The sequence below is a fragment of the Mycoplasma sp. E35C genome (assembly GCF_019873825.1).
Taxonomy (GTDB): Bacteria; Bacillota_I; Bacilli_A; order Mycoplasmatales; family Mycoplasmoidaceae; genus Mycoplasmoides.
Map to the genome: position 1 here is coordinate 672,158 of NZ_CP068418.1, position 13,942 is coordinate 686,099.

The following is a 13,942-nucleotide window of genomic DNA, read 5'->3' on the forward strand; positions in this document are numbered from 1 at the left end:
AAAATGTTCACCTTTCTATACTATTTATTAAATAAATCTATGGTTAATAGACCTTATATTTTATAACACATTAAATCTTTAACTTAAAAAGATTTTGCTTTTTCTTGAATTAATTTTAAATTAGGTTCAACAATTGATTGTGGATCTTTGTTTAAGTATTCAACTTTAATCCCACCAACCTTGATGCAATCAACCTTAGCACCAATGAATTCAAAAGCACCTTTAAGCATTACCGAAACATCACCAAATGGATATCAACCATCAGGAGCTCCTTGGGTGTTGATGATCATTACTTTTAAATGATCCATTAAACCAACTGATCCACCTTTTTTAGAATACTTGTAACTAAATGTTTTATTGGCCACAAAAACCTTATCAATTCAGTTTTTTAATGTTGCTGGGTATGAGAAGTTTGTCATCGGAGCTAATACAACTAACTTATCAACGTTTTTAATTTGTTGAATTAATGGATCAACATTTTCATCCTTAAAGTGTTCACTAAAATTCTTAGAAGTTAAAGTAACACTAGCTTGTGGCATTTCATTTAAATCAATTCATTCGATTGAATCGTTTGAATTTATTTTTAAATATTCAGCTTCAAAAGCCTTAGCTAATTGGTAAGAAAATGATGCTTCATTTTTAACAGGAGAAGCATTAATAAAAAGAACTTTGCTCATTGTTTTATCTATTTATATTATTTGTGAATGATTAGATTATACGATTGATTGAATTATTATTAATTTATTTGCTTCATATATTAAACCAACAAATGATTAAATTATTATTAAATAATTAATCAAAAGATCATATATTGGTTTAATTATCAAATTAGATCTTATCGTTTTTGATTAAAAATAATCACTAAAAGTTATATTATTCACTAGTTCAAGTTAGTGCTAGTTCTGGAATTGTTGTTGAATTGCTTATCGATCTTTTCTTAACAACTAATTCATACCAACCATCATCTTCAACTTGATATTTAATGAATTGATGGTTAGTATTTAAATCTGAAATTTTTATAACATCACCGTTTTGTTTTTTAAATATAAATCAAAATTATCAATAATAGGATTTTTTAATAAAGGATCTAGTTCATCATAACTTAATCATTTGGTTTTATCTCTTATTGCTGTTATATCTTTAAAATCAATGGCATTAAATTCTCATGCTAAACTAGCTCTTAAAAGATCGTTTTTTTTCAATTTAAAACTAGCTACTAATAATTCATTATTATTAATGTTTCTAAGATTGTTATTTATATAACCATGATCTGAATTATTTCATGAAATATATCTTAAATTGTTAAAAGCATTGCTAAGTTTTAGATAATCTAATACACCTGCACCATAATTTGCATTTAATCCAATTTGTTGGTTTGATTGATTGTCATTAGTAATATTTTTAGTAGCAGCTGCTAAAACTGTTTTAGCAATAATGTTGTTTTTACCTAAACTATATCGATCTTTATATCTTAATAATGTATTTGCTAAAACTCCTGATATTATCGAAGCAGAATAACCTGTTGAATAACCATTATCAGATTTAAATGCATAATTCTCACCATTAGCTAACAACAATGGACCAGAAGAAATAGAATTTGATCCATAAGAAGAGAAATTGCTAACATTTAAATTAGCATCATTAGATCCAACAAAAATGTTGTTTAGTGATAAATTGATGTCATTTAATTTTTTGTGTTCTTTGTTTTTTGCATTACCATCATTACCAACAGCAAAAACAAATATTAATTCAGGGTTTTCTTTTGAAATTCTATCTAAATAATAAGATTCTATATTGTAGTTTGTATTACCTAAACCCTCTGGTGAACCTCATGAAGAACTGATTACTTTAATATCATTTCTTGCTAGTGCGTATTTAAGAATTCTGTCAAAATTTATGAAATCTTTTCCGTTTTTTTTACCAGTGCCACCCCTGATTGCATATAACTTATGATAAGGATTTATTCCGTTTTTTCCAGCAATAACAGAGGCAAGTTGAGTGGTATGCTTGCCAAATCTAGGTTCAAATTCACGATAATAAACTTTTTTGTAATCATTAATAATGAAATGCGTATTTTGATTATTAGTATCAAAATAAAAATCGTCCGTATTATCAATAAGATAATCAGATTGACCATTCATTTGATCAGACCCAACCCCAGTCATTAAAATCCCGATCCTTTCATTGAAATTATCAAGATATTTTTTGGCATTTTCTATTTCTTCATTTCTAATAACGCTTTTGTAGTTATTTGTGTCAAAATTCTTTTGATAGCTACTATTAAAATAGTTTTTAAAACTAGTATCGTTATCAGATGTTGAGTTTTTTAATTTTTGATTAAAAAACATTTTTTCATCAGCTTTTAGTTCATCAACATTTTCAGAGTTTGTATCAAAATATAAAAAGTATTTTGATACCATTTGGTTTTTATCTAAAAAGTTACTAAATGTTTTTATTGATTGACCGTTTTCAACGTTAAAATTAACAAAATGCAAGTCATCTAAAATTTCACTTTTATTAACATGCAAAACATTTTTTTGTTTGGCTAATAAATTATTAAACGATCTACTATCATCAGCATTTAAATTAGTTTTAGTTTCTATTAAAAATGTCGCTGTTTTTGACTTAATTAAAGCTTCGTTTTTGTTCGCAAAATCATCTAATTTATTGTTTTGAAATTTGCTCTCTATTCTTTGATTATTTTCTAAAAATACTGTTGTTAAAGAACTAATAACAAACAAAGAACTTGCGCTTAATAATAATGATCTTTTTATTGTTTTGTTAAACATATTTTGTTTTTGTTATATTTTTTGATTTTTCATAAATTCATTTAAGTTTTTAAATACTTAAAGATAACAATTTGATCCATTTCTTTTATAAGCAACTAATGAATAAAACGGAATAAATGCTTTGTGTTTTTCATATCTAAAAAGTGGTAATGTTAAATATGTTAGATAAATAACAGCAACAATAAAAAACCAAACTACATTTAAAGAATCTAATTCTGAATTTTCTTTATAAAACTGATAATTTAAGTCTGTGAAATTATATTTTCCTTTTATTGATGATTCATTGTTTCACATTGATAATTGTCGATAATTATTTATATTACCAATACTTAAAGCTTTAAAAAGCGAATGGAATAAAATAACGACAATAAAGAAAATAAGAAATGCTTTAGTCACTTCCATAAAAACTAAAAGCTTATATTTATATCTAATGTTTTTTATTTCGTTTTTTGGTTTAAATAAAACCAAATAACCAATAAATAACAAAATAAAAATAACAGCAAAACCAATTAATCAATAAATATGAAAGCTTCTTTTATCTTGGATGTTAATTACTTCATATCAATAAACATAAAGCCCTAAATTTGTTGTTAATGCCAACAAAATATAAAAGATAATAAAGATGATAACTTTATTATTAATTAGATTTTTGAATCACTGGTTTGTTTGAAGATTTTGTAATTTCATTTTTAATAAATTAATTTAATGAGAAATTATAAGGAATGATTGTTTTATGTTTATAAAACGGAACAGTCCAATGAAATAAATAACAAACCAATAAACTAAGCAATCAATTGAAGTTTCACAAAATATAAGCGTAGTTATTAAAGAATAAGAATTCTGTTACAGGATGCATTATTATTTTTTCTTTTATTTCATATTCTATTGGGTCAATAACATTTTCACTTCTTGTATTTAAGGACATTGAATTACTTATATCATTCATTGTTTTTGGTTCATCATCCCGATGTCAAGGAATGTAAATTATTTCTTTTTCTTTCTCCACTTTTTCATAAATAACCATTTCATTTAAAATAGCAAACACAAAAGCTAATGTGATTATGGTTAGAATGATTAAGATTAAAAAAATTTTTAAGAATTCCAAAAGTAAAAGTCTTAAATAAATGTTTTTCTTTTTTTCTGAAAAACTAATTCAATATTGAAAAGGTTTATTATCCTTGACATAAACAAGAATAAACAACAAACTCAAAGCAACCCCAACAACTAATACCATTGTTGAAATCAATAAAAACATTTTGTTTTTTCCCAAAATATCTTCTGATTCTTGAATTATAAAAATTGATAACGAACCAATTATGCTTATCAATGCATAAATGAAAAGTATTGATCAAGTTCTTTTGTTAGAGAATTTTTTAAAAATATATCTTAGTTTTAAATGCATCTTAGAATCCCAATAAATTAATTTAATGAACCGTTAGAATAAACAACTTTTTTGCGTTTATAAAACGGAACAGTTCAATGAAATAAATAACAAACTAATAAACTAAGCAATCAATTGAAGTTTCACAAAATATAAGCGTAGTTATTAAAGAATAGAAACTCTGTTACAGGATGCATTATTGTTTTTTCTTTTATTTCGTATTCTATTGAGTCATCAATAAAACTTAATAAGTTTGTTTGATTCACTTGAAAATTAACATCATCATAAGGAACCTTTGGGATAACGGGTCCTGTAAAAAATTTTTCTGGTTTTTCTATTTTTTCATAAATGATAAGTTCATTAAAAACAGCAAACACAAAACTTAAAGCGATTATGGCCGCAATCATTAAGATTAAACAAATTTTCAAGAATTCTAAAGCTAAAAATCTTATATAAATATTTTTGTTTTTCTTACTAAACCCAACTCAATAATCAAACGGTTTTTTATCCTTAACATAAACAGGAATAAACAACAAACTCAAAACAATCCCAACAACTAATACCATTGTTGAAATCAATAAAAACATCTTGTTTTTTCTTAAAATGTCTTCTGATTCTTGAATTATAAAAATCCCCAAAGAACCACTTATGCTCATCAATGCATAAATAAATAATATCGATCAAACTCTTTTATTGGAGAATTTTTTAAAAAAATATTTTAGCTTTAAATACATTTGAAGATTTAATTAAAATTAATGCTAATTCATCTTTAAAAGATGAATTAGAAACATTCATTTTAAACAATCAATTCTTATCTTTAATATCTTATTTATTAAGAACTTTTTATATTTTTATATCCAAATGAATTCTTAATAAGTAGGCTTATTATATATGAAATTTGATAGCAATAAATTAAATCGATTGCTTTTTTATAATTTTATGAACAACCAGTTTATTTATTAACTATCAATTCTTATTTTTAAGAATAAAAAAATTGATTGATTTAATAACAACGATCATTAAATCAATCAACTAATAAATACTTAATGTTTGTATTAATTATTAACAAAGATCATGCTTAGATAAATGGTCTTTTAATTCATTTGATTTATCTAAATTAAAGTTATCTAAATGTTGGTTTAATCATTGAATAATAGCAAACAATCTACCATATCTACAATACGGTGTGCCGTTTCTTGATAAGCCGTGAGAATTGTTTTTAAACACGCATAATTTTGTAGTGACATTTTGTTTTAATAATGCAGTATATAACCCATAAGCTTGATCAATTGGACAACGATAATCATTTGTTGAATGAATAATTAATGTTGGTGTTTTAGCATTCTTAATATAAGTGCTTGGACTTTGTTTTTTAATTAATTGTTCATCATATTTATCTTTACAAATCTGATCGCTTGGAAAATCTAGTGCAATATCAGAGTTATAAAACATTGTTTGTCAATCAAAGATACTTCTTTGTGTGATTGCTGCTTTAAATTGGTTGGTATGAGTAATTATCCAATTCGTCATAAATCCACCATAACTTCCGCCCATCACTGCCATATTATTAACATCAATATAATTGTGATAACGTTTTTTAAACTCATCAACAAACTTCATAAGATCACTATAATCAATCGTGCCATACTTAGCTCTGATGTCACTAAAAACTTCACCATAACCATCAGAACCCCTTGGGTTCATAAAGATTACAAAAGCATTTAATGAAGCTAATACACGCATTTCATGATGAAATGATTTTGAATAAGTAGTTTTAGGTCCACCATGGATTTGTAGAACAACTGGATATTTCTTATTAACATTAAACCCTTCAGGATAAATGACATAACCTTTGTGTTTAATACCATCATTACTAAACTCAAACTCTTCAACAGGTTTTAATAAAGCATATTGATCATTAATAAGCTTATTGTGTTTTGTTAAAGCATTTAAGCTATGATCTTTAATGTTATATAGATATAATTCATTAATCTTATTAGCATCAATGTAGTTAATAATAAACTGATTATCATCCAGCTTAACAAAACTTAAAATATCACCGTCTAAATTAGATATTTTAGTTATCTGTTCATGATTAATCATGAACAGTTCTTGTTTGTTTTGATAGGTAGATAATTTATAAACAACATCATCAACGTGACTAGTTTGTTTTTTACCAAAAGTATGATCAACATTAACTGAAGTTCAGAATGAAATATCGTATTTATTATCAATCTTATTTAGTTCTGATTTTGTATTCAGATTGTATCAATCCCCGTTTTGGTTCATACCAATTCTTGAATAATCATTAATGCTAACAATTAAACGATTAGAATTAGTTAAATAAAAATCATAAATTGTTTTTTGATCGTCAATTTTAATCAAATTATGACGATTATCAGAATTAATGCTTACTGTTTTTAGACCACTATAAACTGGATTAATTACATCTTTATCATATTGTTGATAACTGTAATGGATTGTTGCATTAGAAGCATAAAAATTAGTCACTAATTCATCATCATTAGAAATATATTCGTATGATTTTTTAGTCAGATCATATTTGATTAAACTAATTTTTTGATTATGGTTAAAATCAGGCGATCCATCACTATAAAATGGCACTCTTCTAATTACTTCATATTTATCATTAACATTGTGTTTGATTAATAAAAGATAATTATTTTTATTTAAATGAACAGCTTTACTGATTGTTGTGTTTTTTTCTTTAAAAAATACTGATAACTTATCAGTTTTAACATCGTATTGATAATAAGTATCCTTTTTTTGAACTAACAAAACATCATCATTTAGTTTATTAATTAGACTATATCGTTCTAATTTTTTGTTTTGTTTTGTTTTGTTAGTTCTTAAATCTAGTTGATAAACTTTTGATTGGTAGTAATCTTTAACAAGATTAAGTTTGTGGATTTGATAAAATAAAGTATTATGTTTCTTCAATAAAATTTCATTATTGATAAAAGCATATTTTGATAGATCGTTTATTTTTACTTTCATATTCATATTATAGAGACCATAACCTTAATTGTTAATCAGTATAATATATGCTAAATTTCTTTAATAAAGTAGTTAGAAGAATTGTTTATTTATTCGGTTTATTATTCGTTTTAGTTATTACTGGCTTGGGAGCTGTTGGAGTTGTTTTTCATAAACAAATTATTAATTATTATGAACAATACCAACGTGAAAGTAGAAGTTTTTTAGGTAGTGTAAATGAGTCAATTGCGGATATTCAAACTATTCTTGATAATGAAGATATCCAAGATGTGCCAAGTAATATTAAACAAACAATTTCTTCAGCTCAAAAAAGCGTTGATGGTGTAAATGATATTATTACCAAAACTGAAGATAATGTTAAAAATCTAAGTGATCCAATTGCTAACGTTGAACGATTGTTGCATGATAACAAGGTATATTTCCAAATAGTTCAAAAACAAAACGACTGACAAACAGCCGTTGATACAGTAAATAGCGTTAAAGGGATAATTAACGAATTAAATACAGATATTATTCCTAACTCTAAAAAAACATTAGATGAAATTCGTCAAAATATTGATAGTGCTAAAAACCTGACAACAAATATCGATATTCAAGGAATAATGAGACGTGCTAACAGAACTATTGGGCCAGTTCGTCAAGTTTTAAATACGATTAACAACATTAATGATCGATTGAGTTCAAATGATAAAGAAACTGTTTCGCAATATTTAAGTTTAATATCAAATATCTTGCTAGGTGTTGGTGGTTCATTATTAGCTTTAACTGTCTTTATTTTAATTCTTAGATTCCTTCTATATAAATCAGTTAAAGGGTTTATTGTTAAAAGAAGTAAAGCAAATCAACAATTGGCAGAATTCATCAAACACGTTTATGAGAATTATCCTGAAGTTGTAGATGAATTAAGAAAATCAAATTAACGAATTTAATTTATAAAAAACATAATCACAAAAGACCATATTAATTGGTCTTTTTTTATTGCTAATTTTTATAAATATATTTAACTAAAAAAATTAAAAAACAACGGTAAAAATAGCATTTTTTAATGTTTTTTTGTTTAAATTAATCATTAAAAAAACAATATAAAAAAATCAATAAAATGCTAATTAATTCAATTAAATTTTTTCGTATATTTTAACTAGTTATTTATTGAAATATAAGCTAATAAAAAATTAAAATTCTATAAATAATTAAATGTCTTTTTAACAAGAAAAAAGATACCTAAATTTTTATGGATCTTTTTTATGAATAAATATCTAGATAACGATTCAATTAGCTCATATAAATACAATCCAAGAGGGTTAAAAACAATCGCTTTTATTGGCGTAATTAGTTCATTAATTTCTATTGGATTTTTAGTTATTGGTGGTGAGTTTTCTCCTGGATTTAAAACATTTATGAACTTTATTTGATACCCTTTTGTTGGTTTAGGGTATTGTGTTTCAGGAATCGCTTTAGGATTTAATTACTATAACAATAAACATCAAAGTTTTAAATCGTGAGTTTATGGACATAGAAGATTTTTCTTTTATTTCTATATTATTGCTTTCTTTGTAATAATTACTTTTCTAATATCATTAGCCATATTACAAAAGAATAATCACAATTTAGTTAAACTAGGTATTTTAATTAATACAAAACATCCTGATTTAGGTTGAACTAATAATCCTAATAATTGATATGGATTTATTTTCTTATATACATTAATACCTTTACAAAACTTTAATATAATTGGAACAACTTTTATTGTTAGCTTATTTTGATTCAATATATTTGGATTTTTGTTAGTTAATTTTTTAAATAAATACGGATTTAAATGGAATACTTTATTATTAGTTATTCTAGTTATGTATTGTTTTTTCACTCATATAAGTGATGAAATTGCTAAACATAATGCATGAATAAAAACCAATCAACCATGAATGAGTGAAATTAAGAGATTTAGCGCTTTTATTAATACCGTTACATTATTTTATTTTGGATTATATATGCGTAAATATATGCGTATTTGAAAATTCAAATATAGTGTATCTTTATTAACAATCATTACTATTACTTTCATTATTGTTCAAACAATACTGGATTTTGTTTGATATAAAAAGTTCAATTTAAATTTTGTTTTAGCTAGTGGAATTGCTTCTCCTGGAACTATCTTATTATCATGACTATGAGTTAATAGTTGTGTTGGATTTAATTTAACTAACAATAAAACGCAAAATAGGTTTATCAATTTCTCTAATAACTTTATAAATCATGTATCGGCATTTAGCTATCCTTTCTGGTTTCAAATGGCAGGAATATCTGGAAGATTTATTTATGGATATTTAATTATCAACTTACTTGTTGGTATTCCAGTTAAAGAAGCATGATACCCAAGAATTTTATTAGTATTTGAAACTAAACCTTATCAAAACGATTACATATTTTCTTTCTTAATAATTTTCATGATGATAATTGTTCCTTTTATCTATTATTGATTAGCTAAATATCTAAATATTTTAATGTTAAAAATAGATAATTTAGTTGCCAGAAAAACAAATTCAAAAACTGTTTAAAAATTAATAAAAAAATTAAAAATATACGGTAAAAATACTATTTTTTAAATTATTTTAATTAATTAGCTCAATCAATAAATAAGCTATATTTATTCAATAGTTTTAATTATTAATAAACATGAAATTAGAGCTATAAAATATTTGTTATTTTTGTTAATAGAAATTACTAAAAATAAGTAATTTGTCAAATTAATTTTGTCTTATTTATTATTTAAATTTAATTACAAATATTTCTTTTAAAAGAATATTTATTTTGATAACTTAAAACAACTATCATCAGACAAAAAAATGTTATTTAAAGTCAATAGAAAATATTTTCTAAGTGATTATATTTTTAAAAATTTATTAAATTTATTAATGAAAAATTACAATTATTAACTCTAATAATAATTGGAAAAATATTAAATTTTTTAATGAAAAATTAAAAATACACGGTAAAAATGATGTTTTTTAATAATTAATAAATTATTTCTTTCTTCATTTTTTTCAATGTTCAATTATGAATTTTTCATTAAAATTATGGTCTTGTTTTAAATAATAATTTTTAGATCTTAATTCTTTTGGCAGATAATCTTGATCTATCCAATGGTTATCGTAATTATGTGGATTTTTATAACCTTTAATTCCTAGCTTAACTGCTGATGCGTAATGATTATCTTTTATATAGTTAGGCATTTCATAAATTTCACCGCTATGAATATCGCTTAAAGCAGATGATATAGATGAATAGGCGCTGCTAGATTTTTCGGATAGTGCCATTTCAATTACAATACTACTTAAAATTTGATTAGCTTCTGGAAATCCAACTTCTCTTGCTGCTTGTGTTGCTAAATAAACTCTTGAACATAATTCTGGATTTGCTAGTCCTATATCTTCATATACACAAGCAATTAATCTTCTACATATTGTTGGTAAATCACCACTTGTGATTAATTGAGCCAAATAATAAACAGCAGCATCAGGATCTGATCCTCTAATTGATTTTTGCAATGCTGATTTTAGATTGTGAAAGTGATCTCCATATGATGATACAGAAACGTTTTTGTCAATTACATTTTCTAAAATTTCTTCGGTAATTTCGATATTTTTGTAATATATATCCAATAATTCAATAATGTTAATTCCTTTTCTTAAATCACCATTAACTAAGAAAGAAATCTTATACAAAATATCATCGCTGATATTGGTTATTTGTTTTTTTTCTAAGATTTTTTTATAACCATCAAATAACTCGTAACTAGTTGGATTTTTTAAAAAAATCGTATGAGTTCTAGAACGAATGGCTGGATTGATACTAAAATAAGGATTTTCTGTGGTAATCCCAAATAAATAAAATGACTTAGCATCCAATCCTTTAATTAACAAATCTTGTTTATCTCGATGTAGGCGATGAATTTCATCAATTAAAATAACACATTTATCAAACTGACTTGATTTTTCAATATACCCTTTAAGATCTGTTGATGTGTCACTTGCAGAATTATATTTATAACTAGGTAGCTCTAATTCTTTAATCAACAAATCACATAAAGTAGTTTTGCCAACGCCTGGTTCACCAATTATTAATAATGAATAAGGTTGCTTAGCATTAAGCATTCTTGTTAACAAACCAAATTCATGAAATAAATGGCTTTGTCCAATTAAATCATGAATTGATTCTGGGTTATAAAAAGGTTTTTTATCTTTTTTTGATGCAAACAGCATATAAATCCGAAGTTTTTAAGTTATATTTATCAGCTAAATATTTACAAGCATCTTTTGGACGCATTTTGTATTCAATTAATTTATTAAGTTCATCAATGATTTCTGATGAAATAGCATTATCTTGTTTTATATCAGCTGGTTTATTAATCAAGATAACAAATTCACCCTTATACTCAATTTTATTGATAATATCTTGGATATTACCAAAATAAAGTGTTTCAAACTTTTTGGTTAATTCTCGTGCCACACAGATTTGCAAGTCACTAAACGATTCATTTAATACTTCTAATGTATTCTTAATCCGATGCACTGATTCATAATATATTAATGTCGTTTGATATTTCAGTTTTTCATTAATTTCATTAATAATCTCTTGTTTTTTATAACCCAAAAAACCACCGTAATAAAAAGTTGAACTACCAAACCCACTACTAGCTAAAGCACACAAAGCAGCATTTGATCCATTAACACACACGATGTCATTTAAATTGTTGCTTCTAAGATATTCAACTAATTTTTGACCAGGATCATTAATGCAAGGATAGCCAGCATCGCTAACCAACCCAACATCAGTTGAACTTAAATAATCAACAATCTCATTAAAACGACTGGTTTCATTGAATTTATGATAACTAATAATCTTCTTATCTTTATAATTAATCTTTAATAAATTAAGCAATTGTTTAAAGTTATCTGTATGCTCGCAATAAATCACTTTAAGATTTCTTAAAGTGATTATTGCACGCTGATTAATTTCATTTATATTACCAATCGGCAAACCAACTAAATATAATGTCATAATTTAATTTTAATTATTAAAAATAAATTGATAAAATCCATTATGTAAAAATAGGATGTTAATGAAAAAATATTTAGATAACGATAGCATAACTAATTACAAATTTAACCCAAGAGGTTTGAACGCCATTGTTTTTATTGGTGTAATTGGTTCATTGATCTCAATTGGGTTTTTAGTAATCAACGGTGATGTCTCACCAGGATTTAAGATGTTTATGAACATCATCTGATATCCACTAGTTGGGGTTGGTTATTGTATTTCAGCTTTTGGTATCGGATTTAGTTTTTATAGTAATAAAAAACAAAGATTTAAGCAGTATGTTTATAACAATAAAAGGTTCTTTTTTTATTTTTATACTTGTGCTGTTATTGTTATCATTATCTTTTTAATCACACTTGGTATTTTGCAAAAAAATAACGATAACTTAATTCAATTAGGTATTTTAGCCAACAAAATTGATCCCAAGCATGGTTGGACTGATAATCCTAATAATTGGTATGGTTTTATTTTCTTATACATCTTAATACCAACCCAAAACTATAACATATTAGGCACAGCCTTTATTGTTTCGTTATTCTGATTTAGTTTATTTGGTTATTTAATTAATAACTTCTTAAATAAATACGGTTTTGCTATCAACACAACAATAATCGTAATTTTATTAGCTTTTGTATTCTTTAATCATATTAGTTTTGAAATAGCTAATAGTAATCCAGAATTGGCTAATAAAAATACATGATTAAGAAATGTATTTTTATATAGCCAATTCCCTAATACGATTATCTTGTTTTATATTGGCATGTATATTAGAAGATATGTCAGAATCTGGAAATTTAAACCGAGTGTAATTTGATTAAGTATTCTGACAATTGCTGGTATTGTTGGTCAAATCTTAATGGATTATTTGTATTACAAACAATTTAGTTTATATAACTTTAATTTAGCCAACGGTGTTGCTTCGCCATTAATTGTTGTTTTATCTTGGCTATGACTTAATGCGTTTTTAAGTTACAACTTAGATGATAAACAAACCAATAATAAGTTTATTCATTGTTGTAATAAACTAAATGACCATCTAATCATGGCATATTCATTCTGATTTATCTTAGTTGGTTGATCAGCTCGATTTATTTATGGTTATTTATTCGTGCATATTTTTGCCAACGTTCCTGTTAATGTTGCGTGATACCCAAGAAGTATGCTAACATTTAAAACCACAGCACAACAAAATGATTACATCTTTAGTTTTTTAATTATCTTTGTTGTCATCGTTGTTCCATTAGTATATTATTGACCAGCCAAATACTTATCAATCCTTCTAGATAAAATTGATCGTTGAAGAATTAATAAAAAGCAAGCAAAAGTTAATGTTTAATTTTTAACACCAACAGTTTTGTTGGTGTTTTTTTATCTTTATGGCACAAAAAAACTACCAGTCGTTCATGGTAGTCTTTTTGAAAAAGGGATGTTATGAAATGTTAAAAAAATAACAATGAATATTACTATTATCTTTTTTGATATATCTACTATTTATCAATAACCTATTTAAATTAATAAATATTCCTCACAATTATCATTAAACAATAGACAGTAATATTCTAATTACTATAAATAACGTTTTTATCTTTTATCACACCCTTAGGTTTGATTTTGTGCAACTAATTATTGATTAGATTAATGTAATATTTATTAATAA

General features: G+C 24.8%; 11 protein-coding genes. 3 read left to right on the forward strand and 8 right to left on the reverse strand.

Annotation, left to right across the window (positions count from 1 at the left end; genetic code table 4):
• Positions 1-83: 83 nt before the first annotated feature.
• The 6 genes from JJE79_RS02790 to JJE79_RS02815 form a co-directional block, all read right to left on the reverse strand.
• Complete coding sequence (locus tag JJE79_RS02790; protein ID WP_222926108.1) at positions 84-677, reverse strand: FMN-dependent NADH-azoreductase; 594 nt, start codon at positions 675-677, stop codon at positions 84-86.
• A 339-nt stretch (positions 678-1,016) separates the two neighbouring features.
• The gene (locus JJE79_RS02795; RefSeq protein ID WP_222926109.1) at positions 1,017-2,789 is read right to left on the reverse strand and encodes a S8 family serine peptidase; all 1,773 of its coding nucleotides are present in this window, start codon (positions 2,787-2,789) and stop codon (positions 1,017-1,019) included.
• A gap of 57 nt (positions 2,790-2,846) precedes the next feature.
• Positions 2,847-3,476 (reverse strand): hypothetical protein, encoded by a 630-nt coding sequence (locus JJE79_RS02800; protein ID WP_222926110.1) that lies wholly within the window; start codon positions 3,474-3,476, stop codon positions 2,847-2,849.
• Positions 3,477-3,486: 10 nt separating this feature from the next.
• Positions 3,487-4,191, reverse strand: a complete 705-nt coding sequence (locus JJE79_RS02805) for a hypothetical protein (protein WP_222926111.1) — start codon at positions 4,189-4,191, stop codon at positions 3,487-3,489.
• Between the two features lie 17 nt (positions 4,192-4,208).
• The gene (locus tag JJE79_RS02810) at positions 4,209-4,826 is read right to left on the reverse strand and encodes a hypothetical protein (RefSeq protein WP_222926112.1); all 618 of its coding nucleotides are present in this window, start codon (positions 4,824-4,826) and stop codon (positions 4,209-4,211) included.
• A 406-nt stretch (positions 4,827-5,232) separates the two neighbouring features.
• Entirely contained in the window at positions 5,233-7,188 is a 1,956-nt protein-coding gene (locus tag JJE79_RS02815) for a S9 family peptidase (protein WP_222926113.1), read from the reverse strand.
• Positions 7,189-7,235: 47 nt separating this feature from the next.
• Between JJE79_RS02815 and JJE79_RS02820 the strand changes: the two genes are divergently transcribed.
• Positions 7,236-8,108 (forward strand): MG_279/MG_280 family protein, encoded by an 873-nt coding sequence (locus JJE79_RS02820; protein ID WP_222926114.1) that lies wholly within the window; start codon positions 7,236-7,238, stop codon positions 8,106-8,108.
• A 324-nt stretch (positions 8,109-8,432) separates the two neighbouring features.
• Positions 8,433-9,743, forward strand: a complete 1,311-nt coding sequence (locus JJE79_RS02825; protein WP_222926115.1) for a hypothetical protein — start codon at positions 8,433-8,435, stop codon at positions 9,741-9,743.
• Between the two features lie 465 nt (positions 9,744-10,208).
• On the opposite strand, the gene JJE79_RS02830 is transcribed toward JJE79_RS02825, so the two are convergent.
• On the reverse strand, positions 10,209-11,447 hold the full coding sequence (locus JJE79_RS02830) for an AAA family ATPase (protein WP_222926116.1): 1,239 nt from the start codon (positions 11,445-11,447) through the stop codon (positions 10,209-10,211).
• Positions 11,422-12,246, reverse strand: a complete 825-nt coding sequence (rsmI, locus tag JJE79_RS02835; RefSeq protein WP_255565824.1) for a 16S rRNA (cytidine(1402)-2'-O)-methyltransferase — start codon at positions 12,244-12,246, stop codon at positions 11,422-11,424. Before rsmI ends, JJE79_RS02830 begins: the two co-directional genes overlap by 26 nt.
• A 61-nt stretch (positions 12,247-12,307) precedes the next feature.
• Between rsmI and JJE79_RS02840 the strand changes: the two genes are divergently transcribed.
• The gene (locus JJE79_RS02840) at positions 12,308-13,621 is read left to right on the forward strand and encodes a hypothetical protein (protein WP_222926117.1); all 1,314 of its coding nucleotides are present in this window, start codon (positions 12,308-12,310) and stop codon (positions 13,619-13,621) included.
• Positions 13,622-13,942 lie beyond the last annotated feature (321 nt).